Here is a 25,360-nt window from a genome sequence, read left to right as displayed (position 1 = left end):
ACAAAATTTATGAAGTTTCAATATTCTTTCGTTGCTATGTCACTAGCCCTAGCTGGTTGTGGCGGTGGTTCTGGTGGTGACACGTCAACACCGACCTATAATGTAGCTGGCACCATCGTTTCTGCAGGTACACTTCTTGATACGCCAGTATGTATCGATTTAAACCAGAACTACGTTTGTGATACTACTGAACCGAGTGCTAAAACGGATAATGCTGGTAAGTTCTCCCTGACGTCAAGCGACAAGAACATTTTGACTAGCACGATTCTTGCTCAAGTTGATCAAGGCTCAAACCAAACGTTGCGTCTTGCGGCTCCAGGCCAAAACTTAGCCACGGGTAACACAGTAAATGGTGTAACAACATTGCTCGCAGGTCTTGTGGTTGACGGTAAAACCGTTGCTCAAGCTGAAGAGATTGTTAAAGCGCAACTGGCTAGTGTAGGCGTTTCGCTGAATGGTTCGGTGATGTCTAACGCAGAAGCCAGCGAGCTGGACAAGCTAGAGCAAAACACGGTTGCGCTATTAGCTGCGATGCAACCACAACAAATGACCAAAGGCGTAGCGCTGCTTGCTCAAAGTCTTAGCTTCCAAGGTAAATCGCTAGCCTCTGATCTTCTGTCTGAAGCGGAAGTGAGTGCATTTGCTGAAGAGATTGCAGCGGTTGCTGAACAAACGGTTGGTAGTAACGATACGGGTGCCATTCTTCACTTTGCTGATGGCGCTGCAGACGTTGCAGAGGTCCAAGCTTCTTACCCTGGTCAAGATGCGGAATACGGCTTCGACAAACAGGACAAGCAAACGTCGACAGGCGCGGGCTTTAAGTTTGTTAAGCTAGATTCACAAGGCGCTGCTTTAGCTGCAGATGCCACTGAGTGGGCTTGCACTTTGGATGAGCGTACTGGTCTTGTTTGGGAAAACAAGAGTGCGGATGAGAGCTCTATTCAATTTAAAGACCGCCTATTTGCGTTTGAGTCTGAAACATTTAAGCCATTTAGCAAAGATGTAGATCTTGCGGGCTGTAAAGAGGTGGGCGATGAAATTTGTACTACGAGCCAATACGTTGAGTACATAAACAAACAATCGTTATGTGGAATCACTGGTTGGCGCCTGCCTACTTACCGTGAAACTTATGACTTACTAGATTTCGGTGAAAAGACACTATTTGCGCCGAGCACAGAATATGAACCGAACAATGTGTATGGTTTTAATGTCAAATACTTCCCACAGCAAACTTTAGGCAGCCCTTATTTAGAAAAAGGTGCGTTTTGGCATGATGGTTTTAGGTATACGGACACATCATCACAGCTCATGGATGGTGAGATTTATTTCCCCGCAATTGTCTCTCGGGGCGCAGATAGAGGGGCCACTTCATTCGTTGAGATTCGCTCAAGCAGTACAAGTGAAGATGCCTATGATTCCTACCAATTCCCAATCCGTCTAGTAGCAGTTAAGGGACAATAAGATGAAGAAACTAATGACCGCGCTATCTCTTGTGTTGGCTTCTCAAGTAGCAATGGCAGCACAAGAGTGTTCGACTGAGTTTGCTAAAACAGCACCTAATACACGTTACACTTATTCAGATAAGGGAACTGTAACTGACTTAAAAACAGGTCTTACATGGATGCGCTGTCCAGTCGGTATGACATGGAATGCAGCAAACGAAGAATGCACCGGAACGCGAGCTACGATGTCATGGCAATTCGCGCTGTCTACGGCCCAACAAATTCGTAATCCGTCCGGTAACCACCCTCTACACAACTTTGCTGGCAAAAAGAATTGGCGACTAGCAAATATTAAAGAGTTGGTATCGTTAACGGAGCAAGCTTGCTATAGCCCAGCGATGAATGGTACAGGCTTTGCGAGCGGTTATACACTGACAGACAAGGACGATATTTTAGGACGTAATATCTGGAGTAACACACCTAATGGTGACGGTAAGCATGTTGCTACTCTTGATACGACTAATGGTGAGGTTTTCAATAGAGATCCGTTAGACTCAAGTTTCAAAAGCTCTCTCTTGTTAGTGACAGATGAATAATACTTATTACGTTAATAAAGATTGATAGCTTTGCCTTTATAAAAAGCTCCGCCAGTGCGGAGCTTTTTTCTTTTCTAACCTTTGGCACTTATCGTGTTGAGCAGAATGTTTAAACTTGGAACTGCTTAAGTTGGTGCTTTTGGTTTTCCGCTAAGTCTGAAAGCTCTTGAGCGGCAGAGGCGGACTGCGTAATGCCAGTCACGTTCTGGCTCACGAGTTCATAGATGTTCGTTAAGTTGTTGTTGATATCGGCCGTGACCTGTTTCTGCTCTTCTGATGCGGTCGCCACTTGCGTGTTGATTGAGTTCAGAGCGGCGATAGCATTACTGATATTAGCAAGTGATTGGCTAACTTCTTGTGCCAGAGCTTGGTTGTCTGACAACATGGCTAAGCTAGAGTGCATGCTTTCATTCGCGTGACCAGATTGCTGCTGAAGCTCTTCGATGATGGTTTGGATCTCTTTCGTCGATTCCTGAGTTCGCGCCGCTAACATACGTACTTCATCGGCGACTACCGCAAAGCCTCGGCCACTTTCGCCCGCTCGTGCAGCCTCGATCGCTGCATTCAGTGCAAGCAAATTGGTTTGCTCAGAAATGCCTTCAATCACTTCGATCACGCGACCAATGTGTTCTGATTGATCTTTCAGCGATGTCACGACGGCTGCGGCTTCGTTGAGTTGTTCTGCCATTTTTTCGCTTGCGCGAGTGCTTTCCTCAAACATGCTCAGACTTTGTGAGGTAAGCATGCGTGCTTGATTTGGTGCGCTATCGGCTTCTTGTGCATTGGTCGACACTTCAGCTGCAGTCGATTCTAGTTGGTTGATTGCCGAAGCCACTTGCTCAACTTCTTGCTTTTCTTGATCTGAGTTAACGCTGCTTTGAGTCATAACAGTCGCTAACTCGGTCGATGCTGATGCCACATCTTCACTAATTCGAACTAATGCACTCACGGTTTCACGCAGTTTGTCGATGGTTTGGTTTACATCCTGAGCCAGTTGCGACACTTCGTTTTTTCCGATGGCTTCGGCTTTAACCAATAGATTTCCCTTCGCGACTTCTTGCATGGTTCCTTGAAGGTTACGAATCGGTGCAACGATATAGCTGGCTAGTATCCAACTAATAAGCGAAGCAGCACTCAAGATCACCGCAAGTGAAACCGCACTGTAAGTGAGCGTGGTTGAATGCTGTTCGCCATTCGCTTCCACTTCATCGGTGACGATTTGATTCAATTGTTTAGACAGGTTGTCGATGGAGTTGATCATTGCTTCGCCAGCCAATCGATATTCTGCCATCGCAGATTCGTACTTTTGATTGAAATCGGATGTGGTGTAGCCAGAAGAGTGTTTGGTGGTGAGCAGAGGTGTCATGGTGACGCGCGTGAAATCAACATAGTGATCCATGGCTTTGCGCATAGTATTCACTTCGGTTTGAACGCCTGGGAGGCTATCGATGGAATTCAGAAAATCGCGGTTTTTGTTTTGTCGTTCAGACAGTTCTTGGTTGAGAGATTGGACATCTTCGGCTCTAAATAGACTGTAAATGGCTTTGATGCGCATAGCGTAGGTGTTGTCTACGATGGCGCTGAGTTCCTCTTTATGAATGATCAGCTTGTTGGTGGAAGTGGAAACCTTATTGAATGCTTGGTCGAGCTTGCCGATTCCGACGCTCAATCCAATGATGAGTAATACAACGGTGAATAGAACAGGTAAAAAGACCTGAAGTTTAATAGAAAGCGTACTAAGAAATTGACGCATGATTGACCCTCTATCGGTTTGATTATTATCTTTTTTATAAATAAGCATTTCGATTTTAATTGCCATACTCGTCAAATCAATGACTTACTCATATCCAATTGTTATGAAATGTACCAAAATCGATGGAGTTATCATTTTGAACGCGCGGCAATTTATAAAAGCGCTAAGCTAAAAACGGTAGAGGGATCAGTCGCGGAATTAATATACAGAAATGACAACGTGTCATAGAGGGTTCAACTAAGTGAAACACAACTGTCATATTCAAATTCTAAAGTGAGCACCGTTCAAGTGAAACACAACGGCAATAAAGCCACTTAAGGAAATTGTGATGAAAAAGACAGTAATCGGTGCAATCGCACTTCTAGGCGCAATGGCAGTGACTCCTGTTTCTGCTAAAGAAACTATCTCTGCAGTGGGTTCTAGCAGCGTAACTCCACTGATGGAAGTTTTCTCTGAAACGTACATGAAGAAGAACCCTAACGTATTTATCGAAGTTCAAGGCCCTGGTTCTTCAGCTGGTGTTAAAGCAGCAAAAAATGGTTCAGCAGACCTTGGTATGTCTTCTCGTAATCTAAAAGACTCTGAAAAAGAATCAACACTAATCGAAGAAGTGGTTGCTCGTGATGGTATCGCAGTGGTTGTTAACCCACAAAACAAACTGCCTGGCCTAACAGCAGAGCAAGTGACTGCAATCTACAAAGGCGAAGTATCAAACTGGAAAGAAGTCGGTGGTGCAGACAAGCCAATCGTAGCAATTACTCGTGACACGGCTTCAGGTACTCGTGGCGCATTTGAAGACATCATGTCTCTTAAAATGAAGATTTCTGGTAAGAAGGTATCAGCTATCTCTCAACGTGCTCAAGTTGCAAACGGTAACGGCGCACTAAAAACAATGGTTGCATCTAACCCATACGCAATCGGCTACATTTCTCTTGGTACTGTAGACAACACTGTTAATGCTCTAGCAATCGACGGTGTTGATGCAACAGTGGCTAACGTGAAAAACGGTTCTTACAAAGTAGCTCGTCCATTCCTTGTGCTTTACAAAGAAGGCAAGCCATCAGCTGAAACGCAAAAATTCCTAGACTGGATGCTAACTGAAGATGCGCAAAAGCTAGTTGACCAAAACGGTTACATCTCAGTTAACTAATTTTATCGGGACTCTTAAGTTTGCTCAGCCCACCATTTAGGGCTGAGCCTTTTCTATCCATAGTGTTCACCGGCAAAACGCCCAGAACCGTGAGATTTTTTAAATGACCATCGCAACAAATAGTGAAAAGCTTATGAATACTGACGCTAAAGCTATCAGCAAGCCCGGCCTGCGTGAGAAACGTCGCGTAGACTGGAAAGAGCGTATCTTCCACGGCTTGTTCCTAACCAGTGCCGTTATCGGTATCGTCTCATTAGCCGTTATTGCTTACTTTATTGTTCGAGAAAGTATCCCGGCATTCCAAGAAGCTGGTGTATCGGGCATCGTTCTTGGACAAAACTGGCTGCCGCCTGCACTTTACGGTGTTGCGACAATGATTGTGGCATCTATTGTATCGACGGCAGGTGCGGTAATCGTTGGTGTGCCAATTGGTGTGCTGACGGCTATCTTCATTGCCGAAATTGCACCAAAGCGTCTTGCGGATATTATTCGTCCTGCAGTTGAGCTTTTGGCAGGTATCCCGTCAGTGGTTTATGGTTTCTTTGGTTTGGTCATCATCGTACCGCTGATTCAAAACATCTTTAATGTCCCTGCGGGTAACACGATTTTGGCAGGTATCATCGTGCTTGGTGTGATGATTCTACCGACCGTAATCACAGTATCTGAAACGTCTATTCGAGCTGTGCCTCGTGCATACAAAGAAGGTTCTTTGGCACTTGGCGCTTCGAAAATCTACACAATCTTCAAATTGCTCGTTCCAGCGGCTCGTTCAGGGATCATGACGGGTGTGATTTTGGGTATTGGCCGTGCTCTAGGTGAGACAATGGCGATCATCATGGTGATGGGTAACGCACCTGCTATGCCAGAAGGCATCCTAGATTCGGCACGTACGCTAACCGCAAACATCGCGATTGAAATGTCTTACGCAAGTGGTATTCACGCCAACGCTCTTTACGCCACTGGTGTTGTACTTCTGGTCTTCATCATGTCGTTGAACGCTGTACTTCTTTACCTAAACCGAGAAAAAGCGAAGTAATCGCTCGTTAAAGGTGACTATTATGGATCGCGCAAAACTAAAACAAGCTCGCCAGTTCAAAGATAACGTCTTTAACGCTTTGGTTTGGATTTCGGCAGCACTAACGGTAGGTTTTTTGTTCTGGATTATCTGGTACATCCTATCAAATGGTCTACAACACGTAGATTGGAACTTCATTACTGATAACTACACACGTACTGGTGAAGAGCACGGTATCTTCCCGATGATCGTCTCGACCATCTACATGGTTATCGCATCCATCGCGGTAGCGGCGCCACTGGGTATCATGACGGCAATCTACTTAACCGAATACGCGAAAGTCGGTAGCCGATTGGTAAAAATTATCCGATTCTGTACTGAGTCGTTGGCGGGTATCCCGTCGATCATCTTCGGTCTATTCGGTATGACGTTCTTCGTGGCAATTCTTGGTCTGGGCTTCTCGATTCTGTCGGGTGCACTGACTCTAAGTATTCTTATTCTGCCAGTGATCATCCGTACTACGGAAGAAGCACTAATGGCAGTGCCTCAAACGTATCGTGAAGGCTCTTACGGCCTTGGCGCTTCAAAAATTTACACTATCTGGCGTTTGATTCTTCCGAGCGCAATGCCAGGTATCTTAACCTCGGTCATTCTTAGTATTGGTCGTGTCATTGGTGAGTCTGCTCCAGTATTCCTGACAGCAGGTATGGTTGCACGTATTCCGGATTCTTTATTGGATTCAGGTCGTACATTAACCGTTCACCTATACAAACTGACTACCGAACTGTTTACCGTTGAAGAATGGAATCAGGCTTACGGTACCGCAACAGTGCTTATCGTGGTTGTTCTTCTGATCAACATGGTAACGAAACTGATTGCTAGACGTTTTAACACCGCAACTTACTAACAACACTAATTAAGAACGCACGTTAAAAGACACGAATTCAAGATTTAAGAGATTAAGAAAATGAACAAATTTGATATTGAAAACCTAGACTTATTCTACGGTGAAAACCAAGCACTGAAATCGATCAACCTACCAATTCCAGTTCGCCAAGTAACGGCGCTTATCGGTCCGTCAGGTTGTGGTAAATCAACGCTTCTACGTTGTTTGAACCGCATGAACGATCTAATCGAAGGCGTGAAAATCACGGGTAAATTGGCGATGGACGGCGAAGACATTTACGGCAACATTGATGTCGCGGATCTTCGCATCAAGGTTGGCATGGTGTTCCAGAAGCCAAACCCATTCCCGATGAGCATCTACGAAAACGTGGCTTACGGCCTACGTGCTCAAGGTATCAAAGACAAGAAACACATTGACGAAGTGGTAGAGCGTTCACTACGCGGCGCAGCACTTTGGGACGAAGTGAAAGATCGTCTGAAGTCACACGCATTTGGTCTATCGGGTGGTCAGCAACAGCGTCTGTGTATCGCTCGTACGATCGCGATGGAGCCGGATGTGATTCTGATGGATGAACCAACGTCGGCACTTGACCCAATTGCGACACATAAAATCGAAGAATTGATGGAAGAGCTAAAGAAGAACTACACCATCGTTATCGTGACCCACTCAATGCAACAAGCGCGTCGTATCTCTGATCGCACTGCGTTTTTCCTAATGGGTGAACTGGTTGAGCATAACGATACTCAAGTGATCTTCAGCAACCCTCAAGATGACCGTACTCAAGGCTACGTAAATGGTGATTTCGGTTAATTCGCCATATTTACAAGCATAACTAAATAACTATAAGCGATGGTAACTTTGCCCCTCTTTTTGAGGGGCCTTTTTCTTTTCAAGCTGCAGATTTATAACACCAACCTATACCAATAATTCTTGCAAGGAAGCACAAATATCCCCCCTTTTTATAGAACATGTAACTTATGTGAAATACGGTTATAAAAGTGCTGAAGAGCTCTCGAATGTGAAACTAAGTCTGATAATTTTGCGAATGACTTAACAGCTCAAATTTGATTGTATTGATTGCATATGATGGCCTAAGTAGTTTTTTATCGAGAATAAAAAAGTAGATTAGGTTGGTAGGGTGAGTTTAAGAAGTTTTACAAGAAAAGTATCTTCAACGAGGGATCATCGCTTATTAGCGGAGGCGATATTTGATCATTTAGAGAGTTTGTTCTCCCCTCAAGCCTTAGCCATTTTTGAAGATCCTTCAATCAATCCCCGTTATTCTGTGAGTTTCTCTCGCGGGGAGCTTTACCCAATCCAAAGCTATCCTGACAGCTTCTGGGAGTGGGCGAGTCAGTTTGACACTTCTGAAAGCATCATTCCTCTGGCGATCAATACTTGTAACTGGAATCACACCCAAGATTTAGGTGGAGATAGTTACATAATGATGCTCGATAACACGCCTATCAAACGCACCTACCTACTGATTCAGTCTGTTCATGCTCGCACGGCACACATTATCTATGAAGAAAGCTATGATGCAATGCAGCTTGCAGCGGCGCGTTGGCAGTGCATTCGCGCCGAGAAAAATGCGTCGCAAGAGATGAGACACAGAGACATTCGTGAAGCGCAATATGTCGATGAAATTAACCAACGCGAGCGCTTTATCGAGAACATGAAGTTAGTTCAGCAAGTTGCTCTCGAGATCTCCAACCCTGATTCCTTAAAAGATTTGTATTACAAAGCCGTCGAAGCGCTACGTCAACGGTTGGGGTTTGATCGCTCCACACTGATGCTTCTAGATATGAAAAAGCGCAGTTTCAGTGGAACATACGGCACGGATGAATCAGGCATCACCATTGATGAGTTCCACACGCAATACGATTTACGCCAACTGAGCGAAGAATACATCGCTGCGCTGTCAAGCCTTGAGAGCAACCTAGTGATCGTGGAAGATGCGCCGATATACACAGCTGGTAAAGTGGTTGGGCAGGGGTGGAACGCGATGTTGATCCTACGTGATGGCAATGAGCCATTTGGTTGGTTCGCGCTTGATAACTTTATTCATCGCAAGCCGATAACAGCGTATCAAAAACAGATGTTGGACTCGTTTGGCTCCCTTTTCTCACAAATTTACATTCGAAAGCGCCAGGAGCAGAACGTGCGTATGTTGCATTCAAGCATGGTTGAGCTATCACGCTGTACAACCGTCAGTGATGTATGTAAATCGGCCGTCACTTTTGCTATCAAAAATCTTGGTATTGATCGGATGGCGGTGTTTTTGACCGATGAAAATTGCTCATACATGCAAGGCACTTGGGGGACTGACATTCAAGGCAATGTGGTGGATGAGTCTTATTTCTTTGGTGAGACACAAGACTTTTCGTTGATCAATTTAGCTCGCGCCGTACCTAGTGAAGTTGCATTTGAGGAATCCGTTCCTATTTATCATGACTGTAATATTGTCGGCTTTGGCTGGGCTGCGATGACGGTTTTGACTTCGAATAGCAGCGGGCCCATCGCCTTTATTGCCGTTGATAACTTATTGACGCGCGCGCCGCTGACTTCTCAGCTACGTGAAGTGATTCGTATGTTCGCTTCCAGTCTAGCGGAGGTTTTGCAGCGCACTCAAGCGCAAGAGGCGATTCGCGGATTAAACGAAAACCTGGAGCTAGAAGTACAGAACCGAACCAAAGAGTTGGAGGAAGCCAACAGACAGCTTGAGGTGCTTTCTAAACTTGACCCTCTGACACGTCTTGGCAATCGCCGTATGTTAGAACATGTGATGCAGAAATATTGCGCGCTAGAGTGTGAGGAAGCGATGTCCTTTGGTCTTATCCTGATTGATATTGATCACTTTGGCTTGTTTAACAATCACTATGGCCATCTCGAAGGGGATATCGCACTAATGCGCGTGGGTCATATCTTGGATCATCATACCAAAGGTGAAGACGAGGTTTTCTGTCGCATTGGTGGAGAAGAGTTTGTGTTACTAATGATCGGCTCTGATCAAGAGGCGGTAAAGCAGAGAGCGGAACGTATTCGTCAATGCATTGAAGATGAAGGCATCAAACACCAACACAACCCAGAAGGGGAGTTGCTCACTGTGTCAGTCGGTTATTCTTGCTACAAAACGAAAGGCAAAGACTTTAATTTCGACCATCTTTACCAGTTGTCGGATAAGGCTCTCTATCAAGCGAAGAGCCATGGTCGAAATTGCGTAAGGCGATATGAGTACGAGCATCAAGCTTTTGTTGAATAAGTGATGCTCATAACATCAAAGTTACTGAGACAGTTTGGTTGATTTTTAGATAAAACTGTTAAAGTGTGTTTGGTCGCACAAGAAAAATGGCAGCTCTCGTGAGCTGCCATTTTGCTTTATAGTTTTTCTAGCTGGTGGTCGGTTTTCGTTACGTTTGCTTTGCTAAGGTTTTGAATTTTTGCCAGTAGCGAGTCTGGACGCCAAGGTTGTTGATTGGCACTAAAACGCGCTTGGTTCATAGCATCAAGTTCTTGTTTTACGGCTTGCGCATCACCAGGGCTTAATCTGTCTCGGTGAGTGTTTAGATACTCGTTTACTGAGCGTTCAATTTTAGCAGCGTCCCCTTCATTGATGACTTTTTTCAACGCATCAACGCAAAGAGGTTGCTCGGTATTCGAAACCGTTTTACTCGCCGTCATAGGACGCTTCTTCCATGCCCAAATCGCGATTCCTAACGTCGCCACCCAAAGCCCAGCGAAAACAAAGGTCAGGGTTTGCCAGAGACTGTTCACTCCACCGTTTGGTTCGGGACTGATGGCGGACTTAGGTGGTGTTGGCAGAGGCGATTCCGGCAACGTGATAAGCCCGGTGTCACTTTGCTCTATTTCTAATTGTAGCTCTGGTAACGTCGCTTTTTTCGCTTCATCATTTTGGCTGTCCCACCAGTTCAAATGGTATCCCGGCAAGGTATATGACCCAGCCTCAGTGGGGATAATGACTTGCTTCACTGTCATGATAACGGTGCCATCTCTCGCGCTGTCGAATTGAGGCTGTTCTGGGTAGACCCGCAGCGAACTTGGATAATCAATACTTACTCGTGGAAGGTATTCGGCTTGTGTTCCGCGAGCTTTAATTTGAATGGTTCGAGTGAGTGAAGAGCCCTGTTTGACAGTGTTGAGCGCATTAACCGACAGTGGATTACCTTGATCGTCTTGCCAGCTCTGCGTCATTTCTAACGCTGAAGCTGGAAGCCATTCCCCTTCAAATTCACTTGGAATTGGTTTTACCTCGATAGGCATTTGCTCAGCTTTGGTGTTGATTGGCATGATCTTGGTAGAGCCCGTCAAGCTGTCGCCATAAATGTAAGAGCCTGTCAGTCTAGGACCTATCAAGGTGTAAGTACCCGGCTGATTCGCCGTTAAGCGAAACGACTGTTCAATGACCGCTACTTCTAATCCATTTAAGATCTTTTGTCCCTGCTGTAAGCCACCAATAGCTTCAAGTTTCATGCCTTCAATCTGTGGAGGCACAATTTGTGGGTTATCAAGACGGCGGGTATCCGCTTTGATCAAAAGCTGCATACGTAATGTCGCAGATTGCTGAGGGTACAGCGTGCTGTTGTCGACACTGATATTAAAGCTAAATAGGTTATCGAGATTGGGTTCAGCTTGGCTTGCGGTGACACGAAGCTTTATTGGCTCCGTTCTCATACCATCTGCGGAAAAGCTCGGAATAGTCAGAACACCTTCTTTCATCGGCGCAATCGAGATACTCCACTCAGTACGTACAGATTTTCTTCCGTTAATGTTATTGCTGGAGCGCCCATAACGAGGTTGACCCAAGAAAAAGTCGTTCTCAAGTACATTAAAGTCAATTGCATCTGAGCTGAGCTCAGTATCTGCCATGATTCTGAGGTTGATCACTTCATTCTTAGCAACTTGTGTTTTATTGACGCTTGCTTGAAGCGTCTGTGCCATCACCGAGAAGCTGGATAATAGGCTGGCCACAAGAATAAAGATCAGTTGTACGCCTTTGTTCATCATGGGCTTACCACTCCTTTTGAGATTGTTGTGGAGGTTGTTTTTGTTGAGCTTGAAGCTGCATTTGTGCACGAATCAAAAAGCTTGGATCGCGAGCGCTTTCGACTGCTTCTAGACGACGGAATTCAGGATCATCCCGATGCGTGTTTTTTGGCTGCACTTGAGCCTGCATTGGCTCACCTTGTTCCTGAGCCTGCTTTTCACCTCGTTTCGGTCGATGTTGCTCTGTTTTTTGCTTTTCTGTTTTATTTTCAGATTCTTGCTGATTTTGTGACTGTAGTCCTTGCTCTTCCTTCTCACCGTTTTGAGACTTTTGTTGCTGTTGCTGTTGCTGTTGCTGTTGCTGTTGCTGTTGCTGTTGCTGTTGCTGTTGCTGTTGCTGTTGCTGTTGCTGTTGCTGTTGCTGTTGCTGTTGCTGTTGCTGTTGCTGTTGCTGTTTCAGCTTCTGTTCCACAACCGACAAGTTTTTCTTTGCAGCTTCAAAGTTGGGCTTTTCTTCAAGCAGTTTTTTATAAAGCTCTGCTGCTTCTTCTAATTGACCATTTTGCGCCAGAGAGTTGGCAAGGTTATAGCGGCCGTTAGGAGAGGCGTCATGAGAAAATGCTTCGATAGCGGCTTCGTAGTCACCTTTTTGGTAACTGGCGGCTCCTTTCCAGCTTGGGTTTGTAAATAGGTTTTGCGCCTGTTCGTACTCACCTTGCTTGTAGAGTTCCGCTCCTCGTTGGTCGGCATTTAAGAACGGATTTGCTTCGGCGTGTTGTGTCCAAGTCATCGGTATTATTGTTGCCACAAACATCCAAATCAGGCCGCGTCGGAACAGTAAAGCTGCAGGCAGAAGTAACAGCGGCAGCAACCAAAAGCCACCGTTTAAGCGAGAGTCAGTGCTCACTTCTTCACTCTGCTTGGCCGAAAGTTGACTGCCAACGTTGTTCGTAAAGGCTGAAATGTTCTCAACATCGCGATTGGTGTGCTGAATAGGAACAAAAATTCCACCTGTTTTCTTTGCTAGTATTTGTAAATTCTTCAGATTTGTTTTCGCTACGACTGTTGTGCCTTGTGCAGTTTTTAAAAGAGAACCATCGGGTAGGGCGATGGGAGCGCCATTAGCGGTTCCTACTGCGAGAACTGAGATGCGAATGTTTTTACCTTCGACCAAATTCAACGTCCGAGACAGTTCTGACTCATCAAGGTCATCAGCTAACACGATGATGTCGCCTTGTTGCACACCTGCTTGAGAGAACTGGTTGAGCGCTAATTCAATTGCGGAAGGCAGGTTTGCCCCTTGAAAAGGCATTAGCTCTGGTGACAAATTCTCGATAATGACGGCAAGCGTACTGGAATCAGTCGTCAGTGGACTTAAGTTATAGGCATCGCCAGCGTAAGCAATAAGACCCGTAGCCCCTTCTTTCCATTTAGGAAGTAAGTCCAGCGCCTTATAACGTGTTTGCGCGAGTCGATTAGGCTTGATGTCCGTAGCGAACATCGAGCGAGACATATCAAGCACTAAAATGCGGTTTTGGTTTAACTCAAAGCTTGGGCGAGCGTTGGATTGCCAGCTTGGTCCCGCTAGCGCAATACAGGCAATCGCCCAAGCTACGCCCCAGAGAATAAAATAGTGTTTGGACTGCGTGTTTTGTCCGAGCACTTTAGCTAGGTGAGGGGCAATCAGTGTCGATTTTTTTGCTCTAAATTTGTGATTGAGCAAGAGCGCAATAGGGATTGCGATAAGCCCCAAAAGCCAATAAGGGTTAAGGAAAATAAACTCAGCCATGTTTTCTCCTCAGTAGGAATAAAAATACCGACAGTACGAATGCAGCGCTTAATGGGTATGGGAACCATTCTGACTGCGGACGCCAAGTTTGCGTGTCGCTTGACACGGGCTCGAGCTGGTTGATCGTGTCGTAGATCTTTTCGAGCTGTTCAGTATCTCGCGCCCGAAAATATTGTCCACCAGTCATCTCTGCCACTTTAGTTAGTGTTTGCTCATCCAAGTAGGCTGCGGTGTTAACCTTGCGAGTCATGAAAAACTCTTTCACCATCATTTCACCAGCACCTACGCCTACGGTGTAAATGGTCGCATTGTATTTTTTTGCAATTTCCGCTGCTTCGAGCGGTTCGAGCACACCGGCAGTATTGCTGCCGTCACTAAGCAAAATCATGACTCGTTGCGGAGCATCACTGTCTACAAAAGTTTTCGTGCCTAGACCAATACCATCACCAATGGCGGTTCGTTGACCAACCAAGCCGATGACTGTTTGATTAATCTGCTGCATGACGGTTTTACGGTCTGCAGTGAGTGGCGTTTGCAAATACGCGTGATCGCCAAACAAAACAACCCCGAGACGGTCACCTTTTCTTTTTGCCACGAAATCCGATAGAACTTTTTTTACAGCGGTGAGGCGGTCAATGTATTCGCCGTTGAGCTCCATGTCTTCTTGCTGCATCGAGCCAGATAGGTCGACGACTAACATCAAGTCCCGGTATTTGGGTTGGAACTCAACTGGATCACCAAACCAAACTGGACGCGCACAAGCAATGATAAGAAGAACCCAGATCGCCACTGATAGTGATTTTTGCAGGGCTTGCTTAGGCTTGCTGCCATTCTCATTAGCTGGTAAGTACGCCAATTTGATCTCGGCTTGTTGAGATTCTTGTGGCAGGAGCTTGTATACCAGCCAGGGGACAGGCAGCAAAAATAGTGCCCACCACCAGACAAATTCAATGTTTAGCCATTGGGCAAGATCGGTTATGAGTGTTTGCTCAGTCACGGTTATTTGCCTTTTTCTTTGGTGGCAAAGCGTGAGTTATCCAAAAGACACAATCATCGACCAAGCTTTGATGATTTTCTTGAGAGGATTTCTGATACAGCGCTTCTTGCCACTGATGTTGTTTGTCTACGAATCGAGTTTCTTTGGTATGGCTATCGAGAAATTCATACCAAGCGATTCCAGTTAATGGCGCGATTTCTTCACGTGGAAAGTAACTCAATGCCGCCTGACGCAATATTTCTAGAGCAGAGGAAGGGGTATGAGGTGTGACAGATTGAGTTAAAAGTTTTAAGGCTGCCTTTTGCGCGCGTAGGCGTTTTTTACGCCATTTCGTATAAAGATAAATGCTGAAAACGAAAAGTACGGTGGCCGCAAGCACTGCCCACCATCCCCAAGCGAGCGGAAACCAATCCGGAGCGTTTGGTAAAATCAGAGGTTCAAGGTCTAGGCTTTGGTTGTTTGTTGTCATTATTATTACTGCTTAATAAATGCTGCTTGTACTGTTTGTTAGCTTAATTGTGAAATCAAGGGCCAACCACTTGATAGCGTGTTAAATGGAATCGCCATCGAATGGCATTGCTGTTGAATGGTTTCTTGGTGTTGAGTAAAGTGTGTTTCGAGTTCCTTTCTTTGGCCCTTGGAGCCAAAGTTGAACCATTGACTACGTTGTCCATCCGAGGCTTTTACTTGACCTCTAAAGTTTGTTTCACCTCTTTCTAAAGGGTCATAAAACTGAATAGCCCTCACACTGTTGTGCTGTTTTAGTCGACGTAACTGCGTCAACTCTGCCGCGCTTATGTGGGCAAAGTCGCTGAGCATAATCAGTTCGCTGCCCTTAGGTGTCAGTGTATGAAGTGTTTCTAACACCTGAGTATACGGCAGTGTACGAGCCTCGTTGTTGGCAGTACGAGCCACCTGCGCGTTATGTGTATCGACGATAGCATTAAGAATCCGCAGCCCCTGTTTTTGTAGAGAGGAAGGGCGAAACTCAAAACATTGATGTCCATCGTCAATCACCGCACCGATGCGATCCTTTTTAGCCAAAGTGAGCCAAATCAACACGCTGGCAAAGTGAGCCAATTGAACCGACTTAAGCATATACTTAGACCCAAAATGCAGGCTAGAGCTCAGGTCAAGGTAAAGAATCACAGCTTGCTCTTTGTCTTCTGCAAATAACTTTGTGTGCGCTTTCCCTGTTCGAGCAGTTACCCGCCAATCAATACTGCGGATATCATCGCCAGGTTGGTATTGGCGTACTTCCATAAAATCCATACCTCGCCCTTTTTGGCGGCTGGTATGGTTACCGCTCATTTGCGACCAGATACTTTGTGCTGGTGGCAACCAACGTACAGATTGAGTGCGGTATTGCAGCAGCTCTTCAAGGGTTAATGTCACCCCATTCGCATGAGGTGGCAGTGGATGCGTTGTGGACATATCACTCCCTCGTCTTATGCACTGCCAACGAGGTTTAGCAGCTTATCAATGACTTGGTTTGCTGTAATGCCTTCCGCTTGAGCGTGGTAACTCAGTAATAAACGGTGGCGCAAAACCGGATAAGCCATGGTTTGAACATCTTCTGGGGACACAAAATCACGACCTGCAAGCCAAGCGTGCGCACGGGCACAACGATCCAGAGCGATGGTGGCACGTGGACTAACGCCCATTGACAACCACTTATCCAGCTCAGTGTCATATTCGCTGGCTCGACGTGTTGCCATAACTAAACGGACGATGTACTGCTCTATCGTTTCGGCCATATGAATATCCAACACTTCTTTACGCGCAGTGAATATATCTTGTTGGCTTAACATTGGGCGCTCGACGGTAGTTTCGCCTTTTGCTTCACCGCGGTTAATACGCAAGATAGATAGCTCATGTTCCGCATCTGGGTATTCCACTTCTAAATGTAATAAAAAGCGATCTAGCTGCGCTTCAGGTAGTGGATAAGTCCCTTCTTGTTCAATCGGGTTTTGAGTCGCCATGACCAAAAACAACTCTGGCAACGGGTAAGTATGGCGACCTGCTGTGACTTGTTTCTCTGCCATTGCTTCAAGCATCGCTGCTTGTACTTTGGCCGGTGCACGGTTTATCTCATCCGCAAGGATAAGAGAATTGAAGATAGGACCAGATTGGAAAGTGAACTCTCCGGTTTCGGGGCGGAAGATATCGGTGCCGGTTAAATCGGCTGGCAGCAAGTCAGGGGTAAACTGAATTCGGTGGAAGTCGCCTTCAACACAATCTGAGAGTGATTTTACTGCACGGGTTTTTGCCAGCCCAGGAGGGCCCTCAACCAAAATATGTCCATCTGCCAAAAGGGCAACAAGCAGTTGTTTGACTAGATCTTGCTGACCAATGATCTGCGACTCTAGGTATTGCTGAAGAGTTTCGAAGTTAGATTTATGCATGCTTTGGACTCTCGATATCCATTTGATTTTTGTGTTGAGTATTGGTCATTTTCCAGATGGAAAAAGTTCCAATGCGCTTTCGCAATTTATCTTTTCAATATTGGGACGCTGCAGAGAATTGCAAGTACTTGCTATCACTGAAAGTTCTTATCTGACAGAGCGTTACATTTATTTTTCATAATATAGTGAGAAATGCCTCTAGTTTTGTATATGTGAGCCGATAAAGTTTCTGTGATGTGCGTGTCATGAGATATGCACCAGATTCCCCTTATGGGGCCAATAACAAGTGATTCTTTTAAAAGGTCCGAATATGTTGAAACTTCATTCCTTGAGCATCAAACAGAAGGTTGTACTTGGTATTACGTTTGCTGTTTTAGCATCAACAATAATCGTTGGTGTTATGGCTCAGCGTCATGCGAGAGATGTATTGAGCCATCGTCTTATTGACATCGAGCTACCTGCGATGTTGCAGCAAATCAATACCGAAATTGACCGCGAAGTTGTCGAAATGCAACAAGCGGCAAAACAGCTGGCTACAAACGAATTTATTGTTGAAGCCCTATCTAATACAGACCGTGATCCGTCAGTAGAAGTTCAGTTGGTTCAGCAGCTCAATAACGTTAAATCACAGTATGGTCTTAATGATGCGTCGGTAGCGAATCGTCAAACGGCATATTACTGGAATCAAAACGGATTCTTACGTCAACTTAACCGAACGCAAGATGCTTGGTTCTTTGGATTTACGTCGTCTGGTCAAGAAACGTCCGTGAGTGTGTTCCAAGAGGCAAATGGCGAAGTGAAAATGTTTGCCAATTTCCAAGATCTTAATGGTACATCAATGTCAGGTCTCTCTAAATCTATGGGAGACATGGTTACTTTGCTCAATGGGTTTAAAATTGAAGATACGGGTTACGTGTTCCTCACTAATGAACAAGGCCAGATTCAAATACACCGCCAACAAGGTAAGAACCAAACTTCTATCACTAAACTATTTGGTAGTGACGCAAGTGCGCTGTTGAACAAAAATAGCTTCAACCTAATTAATGTGGAGTTTGAAGGGCAGGATACTTTTGTTTCTAGTTTGTATGTTCCTTCAATGAACTGGTTTGTTATTGGCGTGGTTCCCGTTGATGAAGTATTCGCAGACCTGAATGCGACAGCTAAAAAAATGCTGTTTACGACCATCATTGTTGCCGTTGTATTCATCCTCATGGGCGTATGGTTAGCAAACAGCATTACGAAACCAATCCGACTGATTGCCGATCGTTTTACCGACCTTGGGCAAGGTGAAGGCGATTTGGCGCAGCGTATTGAAATTAAGGGTAATGATGAAATTGCTCAGCTTTCAAAAGGCTTTAATGGATTTATTGAGAAGATTCATGCCACGATGAAAGAGGTTGCTTTAACCAGTGGCTCATTAAGTCAAGCGGCAGAAAGTGTGTCAACGAAAGCAACATCCACACACGACAACAGCCAAGAGCAGCGTGATCAAACCATTCAAGTAGTTGCAGCTATCAACCAAATGGGTGCGACCATCAGTGAAATTGCATCGAACGCTGCTACCGCTGCTGATACGGCAAATCAGGCTTCAGATAACACTCAAACTGGTCGAGAAGTTGTGATGAAAGCAAAAGAGGTGATCAGCCGCCTAGCCGATGATGTTGAAACAACCAATATTGTTGTTACGCAGTTGGCATCGACAACCAAAGATATTGGCTCGATTCTGGGTGTAATTCGTGACATCTCTGAGCAAACGAATTTACTTGCGCTAAACGCTGCAATTGAGGCTGCTCGTGCTGGTGAGCAGGGACGTGGTTTTGCGGTTGTTGCTGATGAGGTAAGAAACCTAGCGTCACGCACGGCTGATTCAACAGAAGAGATCCAACGGATGATCAACCAACTTCAAAGTGACGCACAAGATGCGGTAAGTGCGATGGAAGCGGGTAAAGCGGTCACTATTGAAGGGGTCGCTTCAACCGATGAAGCAGTGGAAGTGTTAGTCAATATTTCTGAGCGAATTACAGACATCTCTGATCGTAATACGCAAGTTGCGACGGCGACGGAAGAGCAATCCACTGTAGTGCATACCATTAACCAAAACATTGAAGAAATCAACGCGATCAATGAAATGACAACGGCAACGGCAGAAGAACTGGCGGATGCAAGTCGTGATCTTCAAGCGCTCTCTTCACGTCTGGACAAGATGGTTGGTAGCTTCAAGCTATAGAGTTGGATAGAATAGCCGAAGTTTAAAAGTTCACTAACTAAATTTAGGTAAGTACTATGAATGACTTCGAAAAAGAACTAGAGCAGATTTCTCAGGAAGCCGCTCAGGAGCCAGAAGTAAAACTGCCGTCGCTAGAAGAGCAAAAAGCGATCGTCGCTGAGCTAAAAAAGCTGGAAGCAGAAGGTAAGTTGACGCCAGAAGTGTTAGAGCAACACTTTGGTAAATTTAACCAAAAAAACTCTGTTCCAGTTCACTAAGCTAGGGTGAGGTTTCGGCTCTAACGGGCGCGACAAAATCACCAACTCAAATACAAAAAGGGAGTGTATGCTCCCTTTTTAATGCCTGAAAAATGCTAATACCCCTTACATACTTGCCACTTAAAAATTATTGACACTTCAATGAGTTATTAATTAGTACTAGTTATTTTCATACTTGACAAGACTACCGCTCTATCTAAATCTATTGCGTATTTCAATAAAAGCGACCAAGGGAATGCGATCAGGATGGAGCAACAAAAAACAAGAAATGTCATTTTAATCACGGAGGGCAGTCTGCAGTCATCTCTGCTGAAAGATGTATTGGAGACCAAACTCGGTATTAGTGTTGCTCTAATCACACCAGACTCTCTTATTCAAGGAGCGTTAGATTCGCCTTTAGCGTCAGCCATTATTGTTGATTGCAGCGTGATCACTGATGAAATATTTCGGCGTTATTCGGAGTTTAAAGAGTCGCAACAGAAAGATACGCTCGAAATCTTAATTAATTGTGATCAATCCATTTCAACTGAAGATCTTTTTGCTTGGCGTACTCTAGCAGGTATTTTCTATACCTCTGATGATATAAAAACGCTGCAAGTTGGGATTGGTAAGGTACTTCAGGGGGATATGTGGTTCAGCCGTAAGTTTTCTCAGCAATACATTACTCACCTTCGTCGCCACTGCAAACCTATAAATAAGAATGTTCCCGCTATTTTGACCAAACGAGAGCAACAAATAATTACCTTTCTCTCTATGGGGGCTTCCAATCAACAAATTGCCGAACAACTATTTGTGAGCGAGAATACGGTAAAGACTCATTTACACAATATTTTCAAGAAGATTGAAGTAAAAAATAGAGTCCAAGCACTTATTTGGGCGAAAGAAAATATTTCGGATAACTCGTTAACAGTGTAATGTCCTTGAAATATTGCGTTATTTAATTTAGTGAATTCTTAATCATTACTGTGACCTAAATGTGTTAAAAGTGTTTCTTTTATGAGAAACACTTTTTTGATTCTCTTTTTAATAACTTTGGAATTTAAAAAAGTAGCAAATAACTTTACTCTGTGGACTAGCACTTACATATCACACTAAGTGTGGACGATTAACGACTAATTTAAGAATGTTAAGTCACTGAAAGTATGAGAAACATTATGGAACAGTATATGGAAAAGCCTGAAGTCCTAATGCTCACTCAACAAAGTTTACAGAGTGAAAACTTTAAGGAAATGCTTTCTAAAAATATAGAAACTAAAATAACGATCATAGATACTAAAAACCCTAGCTATCACGAACTCATTCCGGAACGCTACTTTTTGCTTGTTGATTTTTCAGTTGAGATTCCATCCGAAACTTTAGTTTATTTAAAAGATAGTAATAAAGTGCTAGGAACCATAATGCTTAATTTAGGTTATGACTTAGACACAGAAGAACTCGCCTCATGGCCGCATGTAAAGGGTATATTCGGTCCGGGAGACTCCATGGACAAGGTGTGTCAGGGGTTAAAAGCAATAATAAAAGGGGATAATTGGCTGTCTCGAAGATTACTGGATCAGCTGGTTAATTATTATCGAGGAAAAGAAGCGAATAGCATTATTGAGCCTGCTATCGAGGTAGAGCTTACTCGGCGTGAAATTCAAGTTTTAAAAATGTTGAAAGAAGGAGGCTCAAATATGGAAATTGCTGATTCTTTATTTATCAGTGAGCATACTATTAAATCACATCTATACAATATTTTTAGAAAGTTAGAAGTAAAGAACCGTACGCAAGCAACAAGTTGGGCTAGGCGAAATTTGTAGTACTAGTATTAACTTACTGTAATAAAAAGAAAATACTCTATAAAGTACTAAGTTTTATATTTATTATTAAAATGTCAGTCTGAAATATCATCCCATATTCAAACTTATTCCTATTCGGTTGACTATTAGACTTCTCATGTCTGTTACAAATCTACTCAGACATAGAATAAAAGGTCTATTCAATTATTAAGACAAGAGGGAATAAAAATGAGCACAAGTGACAATGACACGTATCTAGGCGATGCAGGTGTAAATAACCAATTTGCTGATTTCGATGGCGGCGATGACTTGTTTATTGGTTTTGGTGGTAATGATTCGTTTGTTGGCGGTGGCGGTAACGATTATGTGATCGGCGGCGACGGTGATGATCGCCTAACTGGTGGTGCTGGTGATGACATCCTAAGGGCTGGTACAGGAAACGATTACCTCGGCGGTGGTACAGGTAATGATTTGCTTTTGGGTTTGTTGGGTGACAACAAACTAAATGGCGGCGTCGGTGAAGATATTCTTGTAGCTGGTTCTGGTGATAATGTTCTAGTTGGCGGCAGCAATGGCGATAAGTTTGTGTTCACGGATAAGTTTGGTGGCCATGGCGAAGCAAAAGTTGTGGATTTCACCATTGGTGAAGATTCTTTGCACATTATTAGCGACTCGGTCACAGACTTCGGTGATTTAAGCTTTAGCTATGATGCTGTAGGTAATGCCGTGTTTACCGATGGTGCTGATCTAACCGTGAAACTCATTGGCGTTACCGAAACTGACATCAATACTTACGGTGCGGATTTATTTGCAATCTAAATGACCTAAATCACTCAGAATGGGATTAGTTTGTGTGGCTCTGTCACGCTGAGGTGAACTAACTCGGTTATTCTAGAGTGTATTTGAGGCTGTCTTAAGTTAGGTGCTAGCTTTTGCTAGCGCCTACATTTTCAATTTAAACGGAAATAATCGTGCAAAAAACGGTTTTCAAAGAAGTGAGACAAAAACTATGCACGCTTGCGGGCTTGCTAATCGCTTTTAGCCTTTTTATCAACATACTAGTCCTCTCGATTCCCTTGTACATGCTTCAAGTGTACAACCGAGTGATATCCTCCTATTCAACCGATACTCTACTTTTGCTCACTATTATCGTGATTGTCGCGTTACTAACCATGTCGATTATTGATATCGCTCGCGCGCAAATGAGTAAATCATTTGGTTATTGGATGGACACCAAACTGTCCACTTTTATGCTTAAGCGCAGCATTCAATACCAATCGCACACAGGGAAGAGTTACACCTCGCAAACGCTGCGAGACATTCAGAACATCAAAAGCTTTTTGAGCAGCCAAGCACCCTATCCACTATTGGATGCGCCTTGGACACCGCTGTTTATTTTGTTCGTATATTTATTGCACCCAGTATTGGGTCACATCGCGTTACTCGGGTCTATCGTATTGTTTAGTCTCGGGCTACTCAATGAGCTAATGACGCGTAAAACCATGCAAGAAAGTGAAGTTAGGGCGATCTCTCATATCAACAACGCCGAGCTAGCCACGCAAAATGCCAATTCAATTCTTGCGATGGGGATGATGAACGCGTTTTTAGAGAAATGGCAGTCGCGCGTGAATGAAGTCAATGTGCTCGAAGAGCGAGTGGCAGGTAAGTCCATTTACATGGCTAACTTTTCTAAGTTTGTACGTGGTTCACTACAGATCTTTTTGCTGGGAGGCGGAGCATGGTTAGTGATCCAACATGAGATTACTGCGGGAGCGATGATCGCGAGTTCCATTTTAATGAGTCGGGCACTCTCACCGATGGAGCAGGCGATTGGTACATGGCGAAGTGCTATGTCTGCTAAAGGCGCGTATAAACGGCTAAAAGAAATCGACGCAATCGTGCGTCAAGATGAATCGAATATGCCACTGCCAAAGCCAAAAGGACACTATGAACTTACTGGACTTGCTTATCGCCATCCTGGCACAACAGAGCCTGTACTCTCATCGATCAGCTTATCTATTCCTCCCGGAGTCGCTGTCGGAGTTATTGGCCCTTCTGGTACTGGTAAATCGACGTTTGCTCGGTTGTTATTAGGTACGATCAAGCCATTAGCAGGTAAGGTTACGCTTGATGGTATGGAAGTGTCTACTTGGGCATCGGAAGATCGCGGCGCCCATTTTGGTTATCTCGCTCAAGAAGTAGAGCTGTTTCCTGGCACAATTCGGGAGAACATCGCGCGCTTCAAAGAGGAAGACCCCGCTAAAGTCATCAAGGCGGCGCAACTAGCAGGATGTCATGAATTAATACTCAAGAAAAACAAAGGCTATGATTTCGTTATTGGCGAAAATGGCCGTGGTTTATCTGGAGGAGAAAGGCAGAGAATCGCACTTGCAAGGGCCGTTTATGGCGATCCATCTATTGTGATTTTCGATGAAGCTAATGCCAACCTTGATGGTGAAGGAGAGGCTGCATATCAACGTTTGATTGCCCATTTAAAGGCGCAAGGATCAACGATTATCGTCATTGCCCATAATCCGAGTACATTACGACAAATGGATAGATTGCTGTATTTGGCTGAAGGTCGAGTCAAATTATACGGTGATAAAGATGAAGTATTAAAACGCTTGATGGGCGAAGAAAGAACAGATATTCCAAGGGTAAGAAATGAGCAATCAACTGCCAGCCGTTAATCAGCATCCGTCTGAAACCGTTTATCGTTTTAGTCCGCAAGCGAAACTAAGCTTTCGAAAGCCAATTTTACTTGGTGTGGTGACGCTAAGTGTTTTTCTTGGCGGTCTAGGCTACTGGGCTGCGACAGCGAAATTAGAGAGTGCTGCGATTGCTTATGGCGATTTGTCTGTTCTCACTAAGCGCCAAGAAATTCAACATCTAGAAGGCGGCATTATTGAAAAGCTGTACGTGCAGGAGGGGGGACTTAGTTGAAAAAGGTCAATTATTAATTCAACTCTCTAAGCGACAAGCTATGGCGAAGTTGGATTCATTAAGTGGTCAGTTTATTCATACTCTAGCGAAGGAAAACCGTCTAAGTGCAGAACTAGATGAATTGCCAACGATCGTATGGTCTGATGATCTTGAAAGTATTCCTCGCGTCGATATCGTCCAAGAAGCTCAACTGGTTCAAAACAAGATCTTTGAAGCGAGAAAGCGATTCTTTGATAGTAAGCTGAGCATCATTGAGCAGAGTATTTCTGGGGCAAATTTGGAGCTGGAAAACCTCCAGCAAACCAAAGTAATTGAGAGAGAAAGACTCAATTTTATCGCCGAAGAAATAGACAGTAACCAAGCTCTAGTTCAAAAAGGCTTTTCGGGTAAATCCACCTTACTTCAACTCAAACGTCTTGCGGCGGAAGTGCGGAGTACCTTAAGTCAGTTAGACAGACAATCACTCACAGTAAGCAAAAGGTTGGATGAAAACCAAGCGCAAATTGAAGAGTTGAAGCTTGAAAGACTGAATGAGATTGTCGAGGAGCTACGAAACACCAAAAAGGAAATCGTCGCTATCCGTGAAGAGTATCGCTCAGCCCAAGATATTGTAGCGAGAACAACCATCAATGCACCTATTGCAGGCCGTGTGGTCAACATGCAGGTGTTTACCGAAAAAGGTGTGATTGGTTCGGGTGAAACGCTATTAGAGTTGGTTCCTCAAGACGATAAGTTGTTAGTCGAGGCTCGCGTGAATCCCCAGGATATCGATTTAGTTAACCCAGGTCAGCAGGCGCATGTTCGTCTGACCGCTCTGAATGCTAGAACGTTGGCACCATTAGACGGCACGGTGTTAACGATTTCTGCGGATAAGCTTTCACAAGAAAACCAAGAGGATTTTTACCTCGCTAGAATTGCAATTTCGCAAGAAGATGTAGCCAAACACCGCTTAACTTCAGGAATGAACGCGGAAGTGCTTATTTTATCTGAACCGCGAACGCCTTTAAGTTATTTAATAAAGCCAATCACTGAAAGCATGAATCGCGCTTTTAGAGAGGAGTAATCTCAAAAGTACTTGAGTGAACACGGACAACTGA

Annotated in this window: 20 protein-coding genes and 1 pseudogene; 14 read left to right on the top strand and 7 right to left on the bottom strand. The window is 44.5% G+C overall.

Going from position 1 to position 25,360, the window contains the following annotated elements:
- The first annotated feature begins 9 nt into the window (after positions 1-9).
- Together NL643_RS16235 and NL643_RS16230 are read left to right on the top strand one after the other, a co-directional pair.
- The gene (locus tag NL643_RS16235) at positions 10-1,461 is read left to right on the top strand and encodes a DUF1566 domain-containing protein (RefSeq protein ID WP_253644817.1); all 1,452 of its coding nucleotides are present in this window, start codon (positions 10-12) and stop codon (positions 1,459-1,461) included.
- Between the two features lies 1 nt (position 1,462).
- Positions 1,463-2,038, top strand: a complete 576-nt coding sequence (locus NL643_RS16230; RefSeq protein WP_053808314.1) for a DUF1566 domain-containing protein — start codon at positions 1,463-1,465, stop codon at positions 2,036-2,038.
- 109 nt (positions 2,039-2,147) lie between these two features.
- Here NL643_RS16230 and NL643_RS16225 read toward each other — a convergent pair whose 3' ends face one another.
- Complete coding sequence (locus NL643_RS16225; protein WP_253644816.1) at positions 2,148-3,791, bottom strand: methyl-accepting chemotaxis protein; 1,644 nt, start codon at positions 3,789-3,791, stop codon at positions 2,148-2,150.
- A 328-nt stretch (positions 3,792-4,119) separates the two neighbouring features.
- On the opposite strand from NL643_RS16225, the gene NL643_RS16220 reads away from it, so the two are divergent.
- The 5 genes from NL643_RS16220 to NL643_RS16200 all read left to right on the top strand — a co-directional run bounded on the left by NL643_RS16220 (position 4,120) and on the right by NL643_RS16200 (position 10,125).
- On the top strand, positions 4,120-4,941 hold the full coding sequence (locus NL643_RS16220) for a phosphate ABC transporter substrate-binding protein (RefSeq protein ID WP_006741922.1): 822 nt from the start codon (positions 4,120-4,122) through the stop codon (positions 4,939-4,941).
- Between the two features lie 103 nt (positions 4,942-5,044).
- Positions 5,045-5,977 (top strand): phosphate ABC transporter permease subunit PstC, encoded by a 933-nt coding sequence (gene pstC, locus NL643_RS16215; RefSeq protein ID WP_006741921.1) that lies wholly within the window; start codon positions 5,045-5,047, stop codon positions 5,975-5,977.
- Between the two features lie 22 nt (positions 5,978-5,999).
- Entirely contained in the window at positions 6,000-6,863 is an 864-nt protein-coding gene (pstA, locus tag NL643_RS16210) for a phosphate ABC transporter permease PstA (RefSeq protein ID WP_005397882.1), read from the top strand.
- A 60-nt stretch (positions 6,864-6,923) separates the two neighbouring features.
- The gene (gene pstB, locus NL643_RS16205; protein ID WP_005397884.1) at positions 6,924-7,673 is read left to right on the top strand and encodes a phosphate ABC transporter ATP-binding protein PstB; all 750 of its coding nucleotides are present in this window, start codon (positions 6,924-6,926) and stop codon (positions 7,671-7,673) included.
- A gap of 328 nt (positions 7,674-8,001) precedes the next feature.
- The gene (locus NL643_RS16200) at positions 8,002-10,125 is read left to right on the top strand and encodes a GGDEF domain-containing protein (protein WP_253644815.1); all 2,124 of its coding nucleotides are present in this window, start codon (positions 8,002-8,004) and stop codon (positions 10,123-10,125) included.
- Between the two features lie 116 nt (positions 10,126-10,241).
- Here NL643_RS16200 and NL643_RS16195 read toward each other — a convergent pair whose 3' ends face one another.
- Genes NL643_RS16195 through NL643_RS16170 form a run of 6 tightly spaced genes read right to left on the bottom strand, consistent with a single transcriptional unit; the run spans position 10,242 to position 17,058 of the window.
- The gene (locus NL643_RS16195) at positions 10,242-11,888 is read right to left on the bottom strand and encodes a BatD family protein (protein ID WP_253644814.1); all 1,647 of its coding nucleotides are present in this window, start codon (positions 11,886-11,888) and stop codon (positions 10,242-10,244) included.
- A gap of 4 nt (positions 11,889-11,892) precedes the next feature.
- Positions 11,893-13,656, bottom strand: coding sequence for a VWA domain-containing protein (locus tag NL643_RS16190; RefSeq protein ID WP_253644813.1), 1,764 nt, complete (start codon positions 13,654-13,656; stop codon positions 11,893-11,895).
- Positions 13,649-14,653, bottom strand: a complete 1,005-nt coding sequence (locus NL643_RS16185; RefSeq protein ID WP_253644812.1) for a VWA domain-containing protein — start codon at positions 14,651-14,653, stop codon at positions 13,649-13,651. The genes NL643_RS16190 and NL643_RS16185 overlap by 8 nt, the downstream gene beginning before the upstream one ends.
- Positions 14,646-15,122, bottom strand: a complete 477-nt coding sequence (locus tag NL643_RS16180) for a DUF4381 domain-containing protein (protein ID WP_047008481.1) — start codon at positions 15,120-15,122, stop codon at positions 14,646-14,648. Before NL643_RS16180 ends, NL643_RS16185 begins: the two co-directional genes overlap by 8 nt.
- A 38-nt stretch (positions 15,123-15,160) precedes the next feature.
- Positions 15,161-16,087 (bottom strand): DUF58 domain-containing protein, encoded by a 927-nt coding sequence (locus NL643_RS16175; RefSeq protein WP_253644811.1) that lies wholly within the window; start codon positions 16,085-16,087, stop codon positions 15,161-15,163.
- 14 nt (positions 16,088-16,101) lie between these two features.
- Positions 16,102-17,058 (bottom strand): MoxR family ATPase, encoded by a 957-nt coding sequence (locus NL643_RS16170; RefSeq protein WP_005392397.1) that lies wholly within the window; start codon positions 17,056-17,058, stop codon positions 16,102-16,104.
- A gap of 310 nt (positions 17,059-17,368) precedes the next feature.
- On the opposite strand from NL643_RS16170, the gene NL643_RS16165 reads away from it, so the two are divergent.
- The 7 genes and pseudogenes from NL643_RS16165 to NL643_RS16135 all read left to right on the top strand — a co-directional run bounded on the left by NL643_RS16165 (position 17,369) and on the right by NL643_RS16135 (position 25,326).
- Positions 17,369-19,285, top strand: a complete 1,917-nt coding sequence (locus tag NL643_RS16165; protein WP_253644810.1) for a methyl-accepting chemotaxis protein — start codon at positions 17,369-17,371, stop codon at positions 19,283-19,285.
- Positions 19,286-19,341: 56 nt separating this feature from the next.
- Positions 19,342-19,542 (top strand): restriction endonuclease subunit S, encoded by a 201-nt coding sequence (locus tag NL643_RS16160; RefSeq protein WP_005392406.1) that lies wholly within the window; start codon positions 19,342-19,344, stop codon positions 19,540-19,542.
- A 246-nt stretch (positions 19,543-19,788) separates the two neighbouring features.
- On the top strand, positions 19,789-20,457 hold the full coding sequence (locus tag NL643_RS16155) for a LuxR C-terminal-related transcriptional regulator (RefSeq protein WP_005392407.1): 669 nt from the start codon (positions 19,789-19,791) through the stop codon (positions 20,455-20,457).
- Between the two features lie 227 nt (positions 20,458-20,684).
- Complete coding sequence (locus tag NL643_RS16150; protein WP_080619247.1) at positions 20,685-21,341, top strand: LuxR C-terminal-related transcriptional regulator; 657 nt, start codon at positions 20,685-20,687, stop codon at positions 21,339-21,341.
- Positions 21,342-21,548: 207 nt separating this feature from the next.
- On the top strand, positions 21,549-22,139 hold the full coding sequence (locus tag NL643_RS16145) for a calcium-binding protein (protein ID WP_005392412.1): 591 nt from the start codon (positions 21,549-21,551) through the stop codon (positions 22,137-22,139).
- 152 nt (positions 22,140-22,291) lie between these two features.
- Positions 22,292-24,010, top strand: coding sequence for a type I secretion system permease/ATPase (locus tag NL643_RS16140; protein WP_253644809.1), 1,719 nt, complete (start codon positions 22,292-22,294; stop codon positions 24,008-24,010).
- Positions 23,985-25,326: pseudogene (locus tag NL643_RS16135) on the top strand (HlyD family type I secretion periplasmic adaptor subunit). The gene NL643_RS16140 and the pseudogene NL643_RS16135 overlap by 26 nt, the downstream one beginning before the upstream one ends.
- Positions 25,327-25,360 lie beyond the last annotated feature (34 nt).

This window comes from Vibrio sp. Y42_MX_L11, assembly GCF_024181785.1.
Taxonomy (GTDB): domain Bacteria; phylum Pseudomonadota; class Gammaproteobacteria; order Enterobacterales; family Vibrionaceae; genus Vibrio; species Vibrio diabolicus.
This window is presented reverse-complemented; position numbering and strand designations above follow the sequence as displayed.

Coding starts and splice junctions, on each gene's coding strand:
- NL643_RS16170 (WP_005392397.1), bottom strand. CDS start 17,058: ATGCATAAATCTAACTTCGAAACTCTTCAGCAATACCTAGAGTCGCAG.
- pstC (WP_006741921.1), top strand. CDS start 5,045: ATGACCATCGCAACAAATAGTGAAAAGCTTATGAATACTGACGCTAAA.
- pstA (WP_005397882.1), top strand. CDS start 6,000: ATGGATCGCGCAAAACTAAAACAAGCTCGCCAGTTCAAAGATAACGTC.
- NL643_RS16220 (WP_006741922.1), top strand. CDS start 4,120: ATGAAAAAGACAGTAATCGGTGCAATCGCACTTCTAGGCGCAATGGCA.
- NL643_RS16175 (WP_253644811.1), bottom strand. CDS start 16,087: ATGTCCACAACGCATCCACTGCCACCTCATGCGAATGGGGTGACATTA.
- NL643_RS16180 (WP_047008481.1), bottom strand. CDS start 15,122: ATGACAACAAACAACCAAAGCCTAGACCTTGAACCTCTGATTTTACCA.
- NL643_RS16195 (WP_253644814.1), bottom strand. CDS start 11,888: ATGATGAACAAAGGCGTACAACTGATCTTTATTCTTGTGGCCAGCCTA.
- pstB (WP_005397884.1), top strand. CDS start 6,924: ATGAACAAATTTGATATTGAAAACCTAGACTTATTCTACGGTGAAAAC.
- NL643_RS16145 (WP_005392412.1), top strand. CDS start 21,549: ATGAGCACAAGTGACAATGACACGTATCTAGGCGATGCAGGTGTAAAT.
- NL643_RS16225 (WP_253644816.1), bottom strand. CDS start 3,791: ATGCGTCAATTTCTTAGTACGCTTTCTATTAAACTTCAGGTCTTTTTA.
- NL643_RS16235 (WP_253644817.1), top strand. CDS start 10: ATGAAGTTTCAATATTCTTTCGTTGCTATGTCACTAGCCCTAGCTGGT.
- NL643_RS16150 (WP_080619247.1), top strand. CDS start 20,685: ATGAGAAACATTATGGAACAGTATATGGAAAAGCCTGAAGTCCTAATG.
- NL643_RS16165 (WP_253644810.1), top strand. CDS start 17,369: ATGTTGAAACTTCATTCCTTGAGCATCAAACAGAAGGTTGTACTTGGT.
- NL643_RS16190 (WP_253644813.1), bottom strand. CDS start 13,656: ATGGCTGAGTTTATTTTCCTTAACCCTTATTGGCTTTTGGGGCTTATC.
- NL643_RS16160 (WP_005392406.1), top strand. CDS start 19,342: ATGAATGACTTCGAAAAAGAACTAGAGCAGATTTCTCAGGAAGCCGCT.
- NL643_RS16230 (WP_053808314.1), top strand. CDS start 1,463: ATGAAGAAACTAATGACCGCGCTATCTCTTGTGTTGGCTTCTCAAGTA.
- NL643_RS16155 (WP_005392407.1), top strand. CDS start 19,789: ATGGAGCAACAAAAAACAAGAAATGTCATTTTAATCACGGAGGGCAGT.